At 49.5% G+C, this 15924-nt stretch carries 14 protein-coding genes; 7 read left to right on the top strand and 7 right to left on the bottom strand.

The genetic code is table 11. The annotated features are described in order from the left end of the window. Window positions 1–33 precede the first annotated feature (33 nt). The 4 genes from ACHZCY_RS10275 to ACHZCY_RS10260 form a co-directional block, all read right to left on the bottom strand. Window positions 34–429, bottom strand: a complete 396-nt coding sequence (locus ACHZCY_RS10275) for a hypothetical protein (RefSeq protein WP_205223371.1) — start codon at window positions 427–429, stop codon at window positions 34–36. Between the two features lie 28 nt (window positions 430–457). Then, entirely contained in the window at window positions 458–1372 is a 915-nt protein-coding gene (locus ACHZCY_RS10270; protein ID WP_205223372.1) for a DMT family transporter, read from the bottom strand. A gap of 18 nt (window positions 1373–1390) precedes the next feature. Continuing rightward, window positions 1391–3490, bottom strand: a complete 2100-nt coding sequence (gene pta / locus ACHZCY_RS10265; RefSeq protein WP_205223373.1) for a phosphate acetyltransferase — start codon at window positions 3488–3490, stop codon at window positions 1391–1393. 99 nt (window positions 3491–3589) lie between these two features. Beyond that, window positions 3590–4765 (bottom strand): iron-containing alcohol dehydrogenase, encoded by a 1176-nt coding sequence (locus ACHZCY_RS10260; RefSeq protein ID WP_319548837.1) that lies wholly within the window; start codon window positions 4763–4765, stop codon window positions 3590–3592. 180 nt (window positions 4766–4945) lie between these two features. On the opposite strand from ACHZCY_RS10260, the gene ACHZCY_RS10255 reads away from it, so the two are divergent. Then, window positions 4946–5491, top strand: coding sequence for a superoxide dismutase, Ni (locus ACHZCY_RS10255; RefSeq protein WP_232371105.1), 546 nt, complete (start codon window positions 4946–4948; stop codon window positions 5489–5491). Window positions 5492–5598: 107 nt separating this feature from the next. Here the strand turns inward: ACHZCY_RS10255 and ACHZCY_RS10250 are convergent, their stop codons facing one another. Next, on the bottom strand, window positions 5599–6018 hold the full coding sequence (locus ACHZCY_RS10250; RefSeq protein ID WP_319548836.1) for an acyl-CoA thioesterase: 420 nt from the start codon (window positions 6016–6018) through the stop codon (window positions 5599–5601). A 141-nt stretch (window positions 6019–6159) separates the two neighbouring features. Here ACHZCY_RS10250 and ACHZCY_RS10245 point away from each other — a divergent pair, with 141 nt between their 5' ends. From ACHZCY_RS10245 to ACHZCY_RS10220, 6 genes are all read left to right on the top strand, one after another. Further along, window positions 6160–6675: an LEA/WHy family protein gene (locus ACHZCY_RS10245; protein ID WP_319548835.1), complete on the top strand. Its 516-nt coding sequence runs from the start codon at window positions 6160–6162 to the stop codon at window positions 6673–6675. Window positions 6676–6801: 126 nt separating this feature from the next. Beyond that, complete coding sequence (gene amrA, locus ACHZCY_RS10240; protein WP_205223377.1) at window positions 6802–7374, top strand: AmmeMemoRadiSam system protein A; 573 nt, start codon at window positions 6802–6804, stop codon at window positions 7372–7374. 12 nt (window positions 7375–7386) lie between these two features. Beyond that, window positions 7387–8010, top strand: coding sequence for a YkgJ family cysteine cluster protein (locus ACHZCY_RS10235; RefSeq protein WP_319548834.1), 624 nt, complete (start codon window positions 7387–7389; stop codon window positions 8008–8010). 117 nt (window positions 8011–8127) lie between these two features. Continuing rightward, complete coding sequence (bioB, locus tag ACHZCY_RS10230) at window positions 8128–9111, top strand: biotin synthase BioB (RefSeq protein ID WP_205223379.1); 984 nt, start codon at window positions 8128–8130, stop codon at window positions 9109–9111. Further along, entirely contained in the window at window positions 9104–10393 is a 1290-nt protein-coding gene (bioA, locus tag ACHZCY_RS10225; protein ID WP_319548833.1) for an adenosylmethionine--8-amino-7-oxononanoate transaminase, read from the top strand. Before bioB ends, bioA begins: the two co-directional genes overlap by 8 nt. A gap of 77 nt (window positions 10394–10470) precedes the next feature. Continuing rightward, entirely contained in the window at window positions 10471–11616 is a 1146-nt protein-coding gene (locus ACHZCY_RS10220) for an AI-2E family transporter (protein WP_205223381.1), read from the top strand. 83 nt (window positions 11617–11699) lie between these two features. On the opposite strand, the gene ACHZCY_RS10215 is transcribed toward ACHZCY_RS10220, so the two are convergent. Both ACHZCY_RS10215 and ACHZCY_RS10210 read right to left on the bottom strand, forming a co-directional pair. Continuing rightward, window positions 11700–12140, bottom strand: coding sequence for an outer membrane protein (locus tag ACHZCY_RS10215; protein ID WP_319550214.1), 441 nt, complete (start codon window positions 12138–12140; stop codon window positions 11700–11702). Window positions 12141–12246: 106 nt separating this feature from the next. Beyond that, a complete protein-coding gene (locus tag ACHZCY_RS10210; RefSeq protein WP_319548832.1) occupies window positions 12247–15918 on the bottom strand; it encodes an AAA family ATPase in 3672 nt (1223 codons plus the stop codon). Window positions 15919–15924 lie beyond the last annotated feature (6 nt).

The raw sequence follows: 15924 nt of genomic DNA, 5'->3' as shown, positions 1-15924 counted from the left end.
TAAACAACTCGGTTTAATGGTTTGATATCATCGCTAATTGATTGTTTCCTGGCTGTTTTGCTGCTTGATCGTTTCAAGGAGTGCCTGCAGTCCGACGGCCTGGACAACGGTCATGAGTTCGTCGTGATGAAAACACCCGGCCATCATAGCTGCAAACTGAGAACCAAGAAAAATATCATCAATGTCAGTGGCCTGTTCCAGGAGCTGGCGGCATTCTGCTATTTCGTTGTTTTCAGTGGCACGGAGGATATCGTTGAGCCATTCCAACTGGTTTTCCTGGAAATGAAACTCGACCATTGCCTGTGCATACATGGAAATGATGGAGGCCCGATAGTCGTATATTGTATCGTAATCTTTATCGTCTGCCGCTTTCAGGACGGCGGTTATTTCATTCATGAGCTCGTTCATGCCCAGTGTGTGATCTGTCATGTGCTTATCCGGTAATAATAGTTACAAGTTAGTGAGTGTCTGCTGCTGGCTGTTTAATCTTTTTTCCCTTCCCTGTCATCCCCATATACATAGCACTGAGAATCAGGCTGACCCCTATCCAGTTGGCAAAAGCAGTGGATCTATCAAAAAGTACTACGTCCCAGATAAAGGCAAGAGCCGGCTGGAGGAGCAGGATGAATCCGGTGAGCGAAGTCCGTATCTTAGGCATGGAGTAGGTAATAAGCGTCCAGCCAACTGTTTGGCTGAAGAGACCAAGACCAAGTAGCGCAAGCAGGCTAACTGTTGAAGGGATAGCAAAGGAGGTGGAGGTAGTGGTCATGCTTATTCCCAAAAAAAAGGAAGTTGCCAGGGAAACCGCCATGAGACTGTAGAAAAATGATTGCTGCTGATCCTCGGATTGGATTTTTTTTAAACTCAATATAAAACCACTGTAACAGATGGCGGTCAGCAGACCGAACATCACGCCGGTTGTGGTGTTTGTCCAGGTAAGGAGGTGGGGGATTTCAATCACCAGGAAGAGTCCACCTACAGCAAGGGGGAGGGCAAGTAGAAATCGTAATCGAAGCTGTTCCCCATATACCCAGAAACCGATGGCAGTCAGAAAAAAAACCTGGAAATTGCCCATAATGGTTGCCAGGCCTGGACCTATGTAGCCGATGCTGGCATGCCAGAAAAAGAGATCCATGGCAAACAGCAGGCCGCAGAGTGCTACCCACTTGATGACATAGGGGCTCGGCTTTTTTAAGTCGCCGCGCCATGCGGTGGCTATTACGAGAAAAAGGAAGCCGAAAAAGACCCGGTAAAAAGCTGAGGCCATGGGCGGGACATTGGCCAGCTTTACCCAGACTGCTGAAAAAGAGATAAGGAACGCTCCGCAAAGGATAAGCAGTTCTGGAAACCGGCGTCTTGCTGTCAAAGTCATAAGGGGGAATGGCTACATTTAGTTTTTCTGCTGTGTTGCTTGCGCCTGGATGGCGGTTATGGCAACGGTGTTGATAATGTCTGCTACTGAACATCCTCTGCTCAAATCATTGACCGGCTTGTTCAAGCCTTGCAGTATAGGACCAATGGCTACAGCACCTGAAGAACGTTGTACCGCCTTGTAGGTATTGTTGCCGGTATTGAGATCCGGAAAGATCAGAACCGTAGCCCTGCCGGCCACTTTGCTGTCCGGCATCTTTTTGCGGGCAACTGTCGGATCAATGGCGGCATCATATTGGAGCGGGCCGTCAATGTTAAGGTCTGGTCGTCTTTTTCTGGCAATGGCGACTGCTTTCCGTACATGGTCGACATCACTTCCCTGCCCAGACGCTCCACTCGAGTAGGAAAGCATGGCAATAACAGGATGTATGTTGAACATGGCTGCCGTATTGGCAGAGCTGATCGCTATTTCGGCAAGTTCTTCGCTGTCTGGGTTGGGATTGACAGCACAGTCTCCATACACCAGTACCTTGGTGTCAAAGCACATGAAAAAGACGCTGGAAACCATCAGGACATTTGGATCCGTCCTGATGAGCTGGAAAGCAGGTTGAATCGTGTGCTGGGTGGTATGCGCTGCTCCGGAAACCATACCATCCGCCATGTTTTCATGCACCATCATAGTCCCGAAATAACTGACATTGGTAATGCGATCGTAGGCAAAATCCTGGGTCATCCCCTTATGGCAGCGTAATGTATACAGGGTCTGCGCATAATTTTCTCGCAGGTTTGAAGTGTGCGGATCAATAATGGCAACATCTTGGAGCTTGAGACCGAGTTGTGCGGAACGGTTTCTGATCTGCTCTTCATTGCCGAGAATGGTGAGGTCTACCACGTCACGAAGCCGAAGGATTTCTGCTGCCTGGAGAATCCTGTCATCGTCACCTTCCGGGAGCACAATGTGTTGCTTAATGGTTTTGGCACGCTTGAAAAGAGAGTATTCAAACATGAGTGGCGAAATGACGATTGGAACCGTATGCACGATTTTTTGCTCCAGCGCCTCTGTGTCAACGTGGGATTCGAACATACCCAGGGCCTTGGCAATTTTCTTTTCATTGGTTGCACGGAGCACACCTGGTACTTCACTGGCCTGCATGGCCGTTCGGTAGGTGTCTGTTGCAACGCTGTAGATGGGAATGGTTGACTCTTTCATTCCTTTCAGCAGGTTTTGCATCGATGCACTCGGCAGTATGCCACCGGTCAGAATGAGGCCAGCTGCTGAGGCACAGGTTTTTGAAATAATGGCTGCCAGGGTGGCCAGGATGATATCCGGTCGATCACCAGGGGTGATGATCAGGTCGTCTTCTTTAAGGAGACGCAGGTAGTTATTAATGCTCATCGCAGCAACCGTTATATTACCGACATCCCTGAGCAGTCGATTTTTTGCTCCTGAAAAATATTTTGCTCCCAATGCCGATGTGATGTCTTCCATGGTGGGCTGGCGGAGACTATCAACTTCAGGCAGCACCGAGATTAAATATTTTTGGTCAAAGTGGGCAGTGAGTGACTCTGTCACCTGCACCAGAATGTTTGGTGCAACACGGTTGACGATGATCGCCAGCAAATCGCAATGGTGTTGGGCTATGGTGTTGTCCGCCATCTGTATGTTACGTATGATGTCTTCCATATCGCACTCATGACCACTTGAAACATAAAGGGTGGGCGTACCGAGTTCCCGAGCAATGCGAATGCTGATATCGTAGTCAAATGCCTCTGAAAGGCCACTTATGTTTGGACCTTCACAAAGAAGGAAATCTGTTTGATCGAGGGCTTCGCGGTATTTACTGACAATGGTCCGGTAGAGGCGTCGCTCATCGCCTTCAGCGAGCAGGTTTCGGGCCTGTTCATGGGTAATACCAATCATCTGTTGCGGGGTGAGATGAATATGGTATCGATGTTTAATCAAGCTGATATCATTGTCAAAGTTGCCATTGCCGGGGACAACAGGTCGGAAAAAGCCAAGGCGCTCGACTCGCCTGGACAACATTTCCATGATCCCCAGGGTTACCACCAGTTTGCCGCTGCCTTTTTCAAGACTTCCAATATAGAGACTGTCAGCCATGTTTTGCTCCATTGTGTTGAGCTTGTCTAAAACGTGCTTATTTTATTCGTCCAACGTCCATCATACTCTATGAAAGATGGGAGAGAGTATGCACTGTATTTACAGTGCCGCGTTGAGGATTGCTTCCAGCTCTTGCCGGGAGAGTTTGATCGGGTTGCCTTGCATACTGCTCGCCTGCTCAGCTTTTTCGATCAGCAACTCCATTTCCTCAGGCTGCAAACCATAGCTCTGGAGACCGGGGATGGAGAAAGCGGTCGTCAGTTTTTTGATTGCAGCCGGGCCGTCCATGATATCTGCCTGTCTGTTGCCAGTCAGCAGGCGGGCGACATCTTGGTAACGGGATAAGCTTGGATGAGTTGGTGTACGGAGTTGAAGTGCATGGATATTCGCCTCCATCACATGTGGTAGTAAAGCCGCGCAAACCGCACCATGGGGGGCCTTGTACATGCCGCCAAAAGGCCCCGCAAAACCGTGTACCGCGCCAAGTTTGGCATTAGCCAGTGCTAAGCCGCCGTAGAGACTTGCCAGGGACATGGATTCTCGCGCTTCCAGATTATTGCCGTTGTCAAAAGCGACCACCAGTGCCTGTGATGCCAGTTTTATACCTTCCCGGCAAAAGATGTCTGTAATAGGGGTAGCCAGGTGTGAAACATAGGGTTCCATTACCTGGGTCAACGCATCCAAACCGGTATAGGCAGTCAGTCGAGGAGGCATGTTGATTGTTAATGCAGGGTCTACCAAGGCAATCCTGGGGAGCATGGATGGACTGCGTAAACTGACTTTGATCCTATGGGACGGTGATTCGATTACAGCGTTGGCTGTTACTTCGGCACCTGTCCCGGCAGTGGTCGGCACTGCAATATATGGCACTGGGTTGTGAGTCAGTGGTTTTCCGCTGCCTATAATTTCCAGATAATCAAGCGGGGCGCCTGGATTGGTCAACAGTATGGCAATCGCTTTTCCCGCATCAAGTACACTGCCTCCACCAATTCCAATGACCATTTCACACTGGTTGCTCCGCGCCAGTTCAACCGCAGCCTCAATTACGCTGATGCTTGGTTCTCCGGAGATAGAGAAAGGGATGGTTGTCAGGTTTTCCTGGTGGAGGTTTTCTACATAGGGTGCAATGCGCTGAGGGTCGGCCCCACAAACGATGAGCGCTTTTTTACCAAAAGGACCTGCCAGTACAGGTAGCTTGGTTATGGTGCCGGTACCGAAGATAATCCGGCCTGCTGTGGTAAAGTCAAAAGTATGAGGAGAAAAAGAAGTGTTCATCTGCTGCACCTTTTTGAACTGATATGTATCCACAAAGAAAAGATGTTTATATTCTGAAGAGGTAGCACGTTCTGTGTGGGAGCGCAATTTAACAATAGGATGTTGTTGAGAAGACCGGATGGGCCGAAAAAGAAAAGACGTTTTGCTGGTTGGCTCTATAAAAAATGATGTGCTCGCTTCATGTTGCCGAATGTTTTATTCGTTATTACAGGTATGGAGAATGACAACTCAATGTTCAATACCATCCAGGAGGAAATTATGAGAGGAATTATGAGGAAAACGACCGTTACGCTGACCTTATTTTTTGTTTTGTCCTTTGGGGTGTTATGGTCACAAAACGTATTTGCTCATTGCCAGGTGCCGTGCGGTATTTATGATGATCATGCACGGGTGCATTTGATGCTGGAAGACGCTGTGACGGTGACCAAGGCGGCTACTTTGATCACTGAGTTGGCAGGAAAGAGCGATGCGCAGTCACAGCAGCAACTTGTTCGATGGGTGATGAACAAGGAGCAGCACGCGCAAAAGGTGATTGCCACTATCAGCGATTATTTTCTTACCCAGCGGGTTAAGATGAGTCAGGATGACTATGTTGAGCGTTTGAAAAAGCATCATGCGGTTATTGTTGCGGCGATGGAGGCAAAGCAGCATGCTGATGTTCAATATGGACAGGCTTTGAAGAAAAGTATTGAGGCGTTAATGGCCTATTATCCAGCAGCTAAATAACGGTAAAATATACGGTGACCGCACCAGGAGGCATGTGCACCAACTTTACGGGTTGGCCATGCTTCCTGTGGTATTCAACCTCCCTCCTCCACCTGCACCAAAAGCGTTTAGGTGACCTGTTTAACAAAGGGCAGGAAAGCAGAAAGTTGTTCTTCATTCAGGCGCATTGGCCGATGGTTTTGCAGGTCAATGAACAACCCTCTTTGCCGTCCCCGTGCCGCCAGCTTGCCGGCAGGGGTATGAAAGCTGAACTCCATCCAGGCATGCAGCCGGGTTATTTCCGATAACCACACCTTGATATCAACCGTATCACCAAGAAAGAGAGGTCGTTTATAGCGAATTTGGGTTTCTATGAGTACGGGAGCAAACCCTTTTTGGTCTATTTTATGGACAGGCATACCCACAGCCTCAAGCAGTTTTAAACGACCGATTTCCATCCATTGAATATAAGCAATATTGCTCACATGCCGATTAAAGTCTATCTGGTAGGTGTAGATGCTTTCCTGAAATTGTATTTTTCGTTCCATGCTTTTTTCGTCAAGTGTTTGTTTTGTTTGTCTGGAATCAGTAATGGTTATAGAGGGTAAGGTCAACTATTCTTAGCTTGTTGACAATTGATGCATCCGTGGTAGAACATCACTTAAACTCAACAACTAAAGGGGAACCCTATGCTGCCATTGAATTTTTTAAAGTGTCCGGCCCAATGGATGTTTGTCCTTCTCTTTCTGATGATCGGCGGCTGTGCCGGGCTGGGGCAGATTCAGGAAAAACCAAAAATTTCCATTGCCGATATCCAGGTGCAGGAAATGAAGAGCATGGAAACTGCTTTTCTTGTGCAACTGCGGGTGATGAACCCAAATGATGTGCCACTTGATATACGTGGGGTGGATTGTGACTTGGAAATTGATGGCCGTCACTTTGCCCAGGGTATTGCCAGTTCTCCCCAGAAAATCCCCGCCTATGGTACTGCACTGGTGCCGGTGAGTGTCTATGCTTCCATGATGAATATGATTTCTTCCGTGGTTGGTCTTATTCAGAGCACTAACAGTGCATCGGCTGCTCCGCAGTCATTAAGTTACAAGCTGGTTGGTAATATCCGTCTCGGTACGGGAAGCTTTACCCGGAAAATACCATTTGAAAGTATAGGCGAACTCTCTCTGCAGGGACTCAATGCCGGTCAATAATTTTTGCTGATAGCGACCACCTTCGTCACCCTGTGCCGGTTTCCTATATTTCGGTTGACAGGGCGGGAGAGTGCAATAGAGTACGGAGCCCATTAAATGTGTGCCCCACAACAGTGAGGAGAGGATATGTTGACCGAAACGCAAGGCCGGTTGCTGGTGCGGCTGGTCAGGCAGCAGATTGAAGAGCACCTGAACCTCCCCCAGAGTGATCCGGTAAGCGAAGAAGAGTTGGCAGACCCTATATTTCAGGAAAAGCGTGGCGTGTTTGTCACCCTTCATAAAAGAGAAGCTTTGCGAGGGTGTATTGGTAGCCTGGTTGGGGTGGAATCTATCCTTGCAGGTATCAAACGCCACGCCTTGAACGCTGCCTTCCATGATAGCCGTTTTCAACCAGTGTCCCCTGATGAGCTGCGAGATCTCCATATAGAGGTTTCAGTGCTGAGTGAACCGCAGGACATGGCGTATAGTGATGGAGACGACTTGGCAAATAAGCTGAGACCGGAAATAGATGGCCTTATTCTCCGTGCTCCAGGGGGAGTCGGAGCCACCTTTCTGCCCCAGGTGTGGAAACAACTGCCTGATCCGAAAGCTTTTCTCAGTCATCTCTGTAGTAAGGCCGGGCTTGCACCAACTGCCTGGAAAACGGATGGGTTGGAAGTACAAACCTATCAGGTACAATATTTTGAGGAGCCCCGATAAACGGATAATCAAATGAGTGAATTAACCCTGAAGCCGGAACTTTCTCGCAAAATTGCGGAAATTTACCAGGCTATGGCTGCGGAATACGATATCGTGGCACAGCAGATCCCGCTTACCTGCGAAGGATGTCCTGATAACTGCTGTGATTCGTATTTTCAGCATTATACCTACGTAGAGTGGGCCTATCTGTGGGAAGGGCTTCGAGCCCTTGATAAGGAAACCATGGAACGAGTCGTGACCAGAGCCAAGGCGTATGTGAAGGAAAGCAAGCGCTTGCTGGCAAAAGGAGAACGTCCCCAGTTAAAATGTCCACTGCTGGACGACAAACTGTGCGGTCTGTATAAGCATCGGCTGATGATTTGCAGAAACCATGGTGTTCCTGCACTGCTTACTCGCCCCGATGGGCAGCAGATGCGATTTCCCGGTTGTTTCAGGTGCCAGGAAATAGTGAAGGAAAACTATAAAGAAGAAACAGACGCTCCGGCCATGGAGCGAACCTCGCTCTACAGGCAGATGGCACAGTTGGAGTCTGAATTACTGGGAAACGTACGCCATCTCTACCCTAAAATTAAACTGACCATTGCCGAAATGATCGTTAACGGTCCTCCCCAGGACATAGAATCATGCCTGAAATAGCAGGAGCGTAAATGTTCAGCAGAGCATCCCACCTTGGACACTGCTTAACAGTTATAGGCTTCAGCAAAGGCAATTTTGTGATTTTAGCTGAATAGTCACGCAGGAGAAGCAGCAATAATGAGTACACCACTTGAGCAACTGAAAAATGAAATAGTAAACGGCGCCGGGATCGATAAGGCAACAGCCATGGAATTGGCCGTGTCTGCTGACAAGGAAGCCCTCTACCAGGCTGCAGATGGGGTGCGTAGCCGTTTAATGGGCAACCACTTTCACCTCTGTTCCATTATTAACGCCAAAAGTGGCAACTGCACAGAAAACTGCCGATTCTGCGCCCAGTCCGCACGGCACCATACCGGAATCGATACCTACACCCTTATTGATAGCGAAGAAGCGTTGACCATAGCCAAGGATAACGATGACCACGCTGTACATCGACTCTCTCTGGTCACAAGTGGGCGCAGTCTGGACAGGAAAACAGCGGCAGAACTTGCCGGCCTGTACCAGGACATTGCTGCAGCCACCTCGCTTTTGTTTTGTACCTCTTCCGGGTTGCTGGACAAAGAAATTGCAGCAGAGCTGGTAAAAAACGGTGTGAGCCGCTACCACTGCAACCTTGAAGCCAATAAGGACTTTTTTCCCCAGGTCTGTACCACCCACACGTGGGACGAAAAAGTGGCAACCCTTAACATTGCCCGCGAAGCAGGGATGTCGCTTTGCTCGGGCGGTATTATCGGCATGGGAGAAACCATGGCCGATAGAATTGCCCTGGCGTTTGAACTGCGGGAACTTGGCATAAAATCCATTCCAGTGAATATTCTTACACCGATTCCAGGCACCCCTCTGGGCGATTTAGAGCCGTTGACAACCGATGATGTGTTGACCGTGGTCGCCCTTTTCCGGCTCATCAATCCCGATGCTATTATTCGGATGGCCGGAGGACGGCAGCAGCTGGGACAGGATCAGTACCGCGCCTTTACTGCTGGTGCCAATGGAGCGATTGTCGGCAACTATTTGACCACAACCGGTTCCGGAATTACAGGAGACCTGGAGCAGCTCTCAGCCCTGGGCTATACCTTTGAACGAGACGATGCCCATGTCTGAACAAAGTATGCTTGCCTTTGATCGTCAGCATCTCTGGCATCCTTATACGTCCATGATTGACCCTTTGCCGGTTTTTCCGGTGGCTTCAGCCAGCGGTGTTCGTATTACCCTGGAAGATGGGCGGACATTGATCGATGGTATGTCTTCCTGGTGGTCGGTTATCCATGGCTATTGCCATCCAGTGCTTGATCAGGCTGCACGGGAGCAGCTGGACAAGATGTCTCATGTCATGTTTGGTGGCCTGACCCACGGCCCGGCAGTGGAACTTGGCAGAAAGTTGGTGGAGATCACCCCACACACGCTGGACAGGGTTTTTCTCTGTGACTCGGGGTCTGTCAGTGTGGAAGTCGCGTTGAAAATGGCTCTTCAGTATTGGCATAGTAAAGGGCAGTCGGACAAGCATCGGCTATTGACCGTCCGTGGCGGGTACCATGGGGACACCTTCCATGCCATGTCGGTCTGTGACCCTGTGACGGGAATGCACACTCTTTTTGAGAAATCACTCCCACAACAGCTTTTTGCCCCCAAGCCAACATGCCGCTTTGATGAACCGTGGAACCAGGCGGATTTGGCTGAAATGGAACAGATGCTTGAACGGCATCATCATGAAGTGGCAGCTGTTATCATAGAACCGCTTGTCCAGGGTGCTGGTGGTATGTGGTTTTACCATCCCGAATATCTCAAAGGATTGCGGACTCTCTGCGACACCTATAATGTGTTGCTTATTTTTGATGAGATCGCGACCGGATTTGGACGTACCGGTAAAATGTTTGCCGCTGATCATGCCCAGGTTTCCCCGGATATCATGTGCGTGGGCAAAGCAATAACAGGTGGTTACATGACGCTTGCCGCGACCCTGGCTACCGAAGAGATTGGGATTACCGTTAGCCAGGGGCCATCAGGTGTGTTCATGCATGGGCCGACCTTTATGGGCAACCCTTTGGCGTGCAACGTGGCTTGTGCCTCCATTTCCCTGCTGTTGGACAACCCATGGCAGGAAAAGGTTTTGGCTATAGAGCAGCAGCTGAAAACAGAGCTGGAACCGGCCAGAGAACTGGATACGGTAGCAGATGTCCGGGTGCTGGGCGGCATCGGTGTAGTTGAAACAAGAGAACCAACAGACATGGCCAGATTGCAGCAGTTTTTTGTCGAACAGGGGGTCTGGATACGGCCTTTTGGTCGCCTGCTCTACGTTATGCCGCCCTACATAATAGCTGCAGAAGATCTGACCAGGCTGACCAGTGCCTTGATAAAGGCTGCAGAACAAACCACAGCCACTTAAACTCAAAGAGGTGGTGCTCGTTGGCCGGCTGGGTGCCGATGCCCCTGAGCCTCCTGTTTACGTAAACGACAACTGCAATGAAAAAAGAACGAATCAATAAGCTTGTTCTGTTGGTCCTTGTGGCAGGGATATCGCTCCTTTTTTTGAGCATGATCAAACAGTTCTTGATGCCGCTTTTTATGGCAGGTCTTTTTTGCGCCATGAGTAGTCCGATGCACAGGTGGCTGAGCCGTAAGCTCAACAACCGGCAGCACATGGCCTCTGTAATGATGATTTGCGGCATTGTTGCCTTGGTGTTGGTGCCGCTCAGTCTCCTTATCGGAGTGGTGGTTGCCCAGGCTGTCAGTGTTAGCCAATCGATAACGCCCTGGGTCCAAAGTTTTATCAATGAGCCCGGTCAGCTGGCTGGATATATGGAAAACATTCCCTATTATGAACATATAGTGGTGTATAGGGATGTTATTATAGAAAAAGCCGGGGAGCTTGTCGGTAATATTTCCTCTTTTTTGATCGACAGTCTTTCCTCGGTAACCAAGCTGACGGTCAATGCGGTGTTCAGCAGTATTATTATGCTCTATGCCATGTTTTATTTCTTTACTTCAGGGGAAATTCTGCTGGAACGGATCCTCTATTTTCTTCCCCTGCAGGACCGTGATGAGCGGGTGTTGCTCATGCGCTTTACCTCGGTGGCAAGTGCCACCATCAAGGGGACATTGATCATTGGCATCCTGCAAGGATCCATATGCGGGATCGCCTTTGCCGTTGCCGGTATACACGGCCCGGTTTTTTGGGGCACCGTTATGGCCGTGATGTCTATCATTCCTGCCTTTGGAACCGCTATTGTTTGGTTGCCGGCTTTAATTATCCTCGCTCTTTCCGGCAATTATGTTGGGGTGGTGGTTTTACTGGTTCTTTGCGGTGCTGTTGCCGGCAATCTGGACAATGTTGTTCGACCACGTCTTGTCGGCAAAGATACCCAAATGCATGATTTGTTTGTTCTTTTCGGGACTTTAGGCGGTATAAGCATGTTCGGCATCCTGGGGATTATTATCGGCCCTATTGTGGCAGCCTTGTTCATTACCTTATGGGAAATTTACGGAAATGTTTTTCACGCCTACCTGCCTGAGGTCGGGGTCGCTTTTCAACCGCTCGATGAGGAAACTATGCCGGTTAGAGAGGGCAAAAGTGATGAGAAAGGTGAGGGAAAACAAGAAACTGGCTGAAAAGAGCTGCGCTTGACCATTGTGTGACTAAAAAAGCGCTGATAGAAATCAGCGCTTTTGACCACCTCTTTTTGCGGTCTGCTTTAAAAGGAGTATCGCAAACCAACCAGCAGGTTATTGCTGTTCACGCTAAAATCTGCGTCTTGAATTGTAGCATCCTGAGTACCGAAAAAACGATATTGTGCGTCTACAGCCCATCGGTCGTCAATCGCATAAGAAACACCCGCCATGAACTGATGGGCAAAGACATTGTCATTGTCCCCTAAAGGCAGTGCCGGCGTGTTAAGATCGACTTTGGCCCATCCTATGCCCGCACCGATAAAAGGTACCCACTGCGAGCCGGTGTCAATATCATAATAGGCATTTGCCATGAGGGATTGGATTTTCAGGTCGCCCTCTCGAAAATGTCCGTATGAATTATTGTAAGTTAATTGATCCAGATCATTTTTCACCCAGCCATATTGACCCTCAGCACGGTTGCCGTTGGCAAAGAGCCGACTTCCATAATAGCTAGCGCAGAGTATGACCGTTTGTAGCCGGGTAGCTACGAACCGCCATGCTGTCAGTTATAAAAAAAGTGCCTTGTCCAAGGAAGAGCAGAGGAAGTTTCAGGGCACTATAAAGTCGGATTCAAGCTACCTGTTTGCAGCCTGGTCCAACAAGCAGGCTTGTACCATCAGCCTGTGGTATGACCTTTATCTGCAAGCTGATTCTTTCCTGCAGCAGGTGAACATGGGAGATAACCCCAATGAGCTTCCCTTCTCTTTGTAGACCGGCAAGGGTGTGGAGCGCCGTATCCAGAGCTTCTTCATCAAGGGTGCCGAACCCTTCATCAAGAAAAAGGGAATCGATCTGGACATTATGGCTGGCCATTGACGAGAGTCCCAAAGAAAGGGCAAGGCTGACGATGAAGCTTTCACCGCCGGAAAGGTTCCTGGTGGAACGAATTTCGCCAGCCTGGTAATTATCCAGCACCTGCAGTTCCAGCGGTTGGGCAGGGTCGCGGAGCAGAATATAACGATCGTTCATGGTTTCCAGGTGGGCGTTTGCATGGCGAATAAGCAGGTCAAAGGTTATTCCCTGGGCAAAAACCCGAAATTTTTTCCCATCGGCAGACCCTACGAGCTGATGGAGCAATTCCCAACGGCTCTCTTCCTGTTGCTGCGCATTGAGCGCATCATGCCGATCCTGAAGTGCCTTTTTGGCAGCAGTGTTTTTGTGCAGTTTTTCCCTGACAGCTCCTATCTGTTGTTGTAACTGTTCAAAGGCTTCAGTGAGCGCTATTTGTTCTTCCAGCAGCGTTTCAAGGGGCTTGTCACCTGGGTCCTGCTTCTTAAGTTGCAGTAGTTCCAGTGATTTTTCCCGCAAACGATGAGCGGTCTCTGACTGTTCTTTGTCTAGTGCCATCTTACGAGCAGAGAGAGCGGCCAGTTCTTCTTTGGGCAGCAGCGCCTCCTGGTACTCATTGAGGCTGGAAAATCCTTTGGCAGTAAGCAACTGGGTGACGTATTGTTCCTGCTGTCCACACTCTGCACAAAACGTTGTCAGGCTGTGTTTAACGGCGAGCTGCTTTTCGGTCAGTCCAGAGACTGTTTTCTCTACTTCCAGGAACAGCTGTCTTGATTTCTCCCTTTCCGACTCAACCTTGGCCTTCTTTTTCTTCCATTCCTGTTCTTCAGCGTCAGGGTCTTTTTTACCGAAAAGCCGGACCCGCTGAGCATACTCTTTTTCCCTTTTTCCCTTTAATTCATCAAAGGCTACACCTGCCTTTCTCATTCCGGCATCAAGGGTTGCCAGGCTGGCCTGGACTTTGTCCATCTCAGCTCTGTGTTTGGTGATGGCAAGGTCCAGTTGCTGGTGCTCATGGACAGTATTTTTCCACCGATTGCGCCTGTGCTCAAGTGTTGCAAGGAGTGCAGGCAGGCCGTTGGTCGGGCATGGCTCTACGTTGAAGGGGTGCAGTTGTTGATGGAGTTGGCTCAGTTTATCGGTTTGGTACTGTGCTGCCTCGTTCACCATAAGCGCATGTTGGTGGAGGTCTTTTTCAGCACTGGTCACTTTGTGCTCACCATCTTGCAGGGCATGCCGAGCATCATTATACATCCGGCTTGTTTTGTCTGTTTTCGCCTGCAGCCGAAGAAGGCTCTCATCAATTTTCTGGATTTGCTGCAACCTTTTCTTGAGGTGCAGGAACTGATCGGTTGTCTGTTGATGGTGATCATTCACCTGCTTCAAGGTGGTTATTTGCTTGGCTGTCAGCTGGAGCTTTTCCTGCAAGACCTCTATCTGGCTATTGGCTTGGTCGTATTCTTTGTTGGCCAGAGTAAGCGCCTGCTGGGTATAGTGGATATCTTTGCTTATCGCACTTAAGCTTGCTCGGTCTGCTGACATGGCCTCCTGCGTACTTTGGAGTAACTGTCTGGCCTCCTGCAGTTTATTTTTTTGATCTTCCACCGGCGGCGTATTGACTGACCAGGGATGCTCAACCGAACCGCATAGTGGACATGGCTGCCCATGGTGCAATTTTTGACGTTCTGCCTCGAGATCGGCAACGAGAAGGTGCTGCTCCTGTTTTTTTTCCAGCTGTTGGAGCTGCCGGCTAAGCTCCGATTCTTTTGCGGTCTTCGCTGCAAGTGCTTGCTGCAGTTGGATGGTCTGTTGTTCAAAGGCTGTCAGCTGCTCCTTTTGCTTGACCATCCCTTCCTGAAGCATGGCTTTTTGCGGCAACAGTCGTTGCAGTTCTTTGAGCATCTGTTCTTGGAAGACGATCTCCTCCATTTTGTCGTTGAGTGTGGTTAGTGACTCGCCGGCGAGCAGATGCAATTTTTTCTTCGTATATCCTTCCAGGCCCAACTGGTTGTTGTCCAGTGTTTGCTTTGCCTTGGCACAGCGTGTGTGGACAGTGGTGAGGTCCTCTTTGGCTTTTTTCAGGAGGGCCGCCAGGTGGATGCTTTTCTTTTGTTCCTGCTTGTGCTTTTTATCCAGTTGGATCAGTTCTGTGCACTGTTGCCTGATGTTTTCAAAATGCTCAACCAAGGTACCGTCCACAGCCTGTTGTTCCAGGTAGTGATCAGCTGATTTTTGGCGGCCGGTCATCTCGGCAAGTTCTGCGGTCAGTTTTTGTTCAGCAGTGTGCAGCTGTTGTCGTTCTTGGCGCAGCGTTTTCATTTCTACTGCTTGTGTCTGGAGCAGGAGATCTTTTTCCGAAATCTTTTCATCCAGAAGCCGAACATTTTTTATAGTTTCTGCAGCCTCTTCCTGTTGACTCAGGATTTTGGTAACGGCCTGTTCGTTGGTGGAGAGTGTTTTGGCAATGTTATCTCGTTGCTGTATTTTATCGCGCAACGCCTGGCCGCATTTTTTCAGAGCAGCTTGCTCTGCAAGGATTTTTTGTTGCAGTTTTTGCAGTGTTTTTACATCACTTTCTACCTGCTGAGCCTGCTGTCCCCGTTCAAGTCGTTGCAGCTCAGGAGTCGCCATTTGCATGCGCTTATGCCATTCCATCATTTTATTACGTGCTACCAGTAGTGCTTCCTCGGCGAGCTCGGTTGCCTGTAGCAGCTGGATCGATGAGGTGACACGTCTTAGGTCTGTCTGGAGTTTTTCTGCCGAGGATACCGTGGCATTAAGTGCCTGATTGAGCTCGTTTTCCTCTTCGGTTGATAAGACTGTGATCATGCCGGTCTCTGCACGGATCAAGTCCGTCTTTTTTCGTTCCTCTGCTGTTCGTTCATGGACTTTGATAGAAATACGGCTGTAGATTTCCGTTCCGGTAATTTGTTCGAGAATGGGAGCCCGTTGGCTGGCATCAGCGTTGAGAAAGGCAGCAAACTGGCCTTGGGCAAGCAGGATTGAGCGGGTAAATTGCTCATAATCAAGTCCGGTCAGCTTTTCGACCAGCAGTCCAACGTCCCTGACCTTTGTTTCCAGCACCTTGCCTGTTTCAGCATCGACAATTTCATGTTTATGCTGTTGCAGTTCGCCGGTGCTGCTGCGACGGGACCGATGCTGACTCCAGTGGCATCTGAATGTGCCGGCAGTCGTGGAAAATTCAACTTCTGCGTAACATTCGCCAGTGGCGCGTGACATGATCTCATTGTTGGCCTTGGTTATCCGGCCTAGCCGGGGTGTACAACCAAACAAGGCCAGGGTGATCGCATCCAGCAACGTGGTTTTACCGGCACCCGTGGGACCGGTAATGGCAAAGATGCCATCAGCCGTGTACTCCGGAACGGTGAAATTAATGGACCAGGTGCCGGTCAGGGAATTCAGGTTGCGCAGGTGTATTTTAAGTATTCTCATGGCTGT

Source organism: Desulfogranum marinum (genome assembly GCF_963675105.2).
In the GTDB taxonomy this organism is placed as follows: domain Bacteria; phylum Desulfobacterota; class Desulfobulbia; order Desulfobulbales; family Desulfobulbaceae; genus Desulfogranum; species Desulfogranum marinum.
This window is presented reverse-complemented; position numbering and strand designations above follow the sequence as displayed.

Bases quoted from the DNA above. Each gene is read 5' to 3' on its own strand.
- ACHZCY_RS10275 (WP_205223371.1), bottom strand. From the start codon at position 429: ATGACAGATCACACACTGGGCATGAACGAGCTCATGAATGAAATAACC.
- ACHZCY_RS10270 (WP_205223372.1), bottom strand. From the start codon at position 1,372: ATGACTTTGACAGCAAGACGCCGGTTTCCAGAACTGCTTATCCTTTGC.
- pta (WP_205223373.1), bottom strand. From the start codon at position 3,490: ATGGCTGACAGTCTCTATATTGGAAGTCTTGAAAAAGGCAGCGGCAAA.
- ACHZCY_RS10260 (WP_319548837.1), bottom strand. From the start codon at position 4,765: ATGAACACTTCTTTTTCTCCTCATACTTTTGACTTTACCACAGCAGGC.
- ACHZCY_RS10255 (WP_232371105.1), top strand. From the start codon at position 4,946: ATGTTGCCGAATGTTTTATTCGTTATTACAGGTATGGAGAATGACAAC.
- ACHZCY_RS10250 (WP_319548836.1), bottom strand. From the start codon at position 6,018: ATGGAACGAAAAATACAATTTCAGGAAAGCATCTACACCTACCAGATA.
- ACHZCY_RS10245 (WP_319548835.1), top strand. From the start codon at position 6,160: ATGCTGCCATTGAATTTTTTAAAGTGTCCGGCCCAATGGATGTTTGTC.
- amrA (WP_205223377.1), top strand. From the start codon at position 6,802: ATGTTGACCGAAACGCAAGGCCGGTTGCTGGTGCGGCTGGTCAGGCAG.
- ACHZCY_RS10235 (WP_319548834.1), top strand. From the start codon at position 7,387: ATGAGTGAATTAACCCTGAAGCCGGAACTTTCTCGCAAAATTGCGGAA.
- bioB (WP_205223379.1), top strand. From the start codon at position 8,128: ATGAGTACACCACTTGAGCAACTGAAAAATGAAATAGTAAACGGCGCC.
- bioA (WP_319548833.1), top strand. From the start codon at position 9,104: ATGTCTGAACAAAGTATGCTTGCCTTTGATCGTCAGCATCTCTGGCAT.
- ACHZCY_RS10220 (WP_205223381.1), top strand. From the start codon at position 10,471: ATGAAAAAAGAACGAATCAATAAGCTTGTTCTGTTGGTCCTTGTGGCA.
- ACHZCY_RS10210 (WP_319548832.1), bottom strand. From the start codon at position 15,918: ATGAGAATACTTAAAATACACCTGCGCAACCTGAATTCCCTGACCGGC.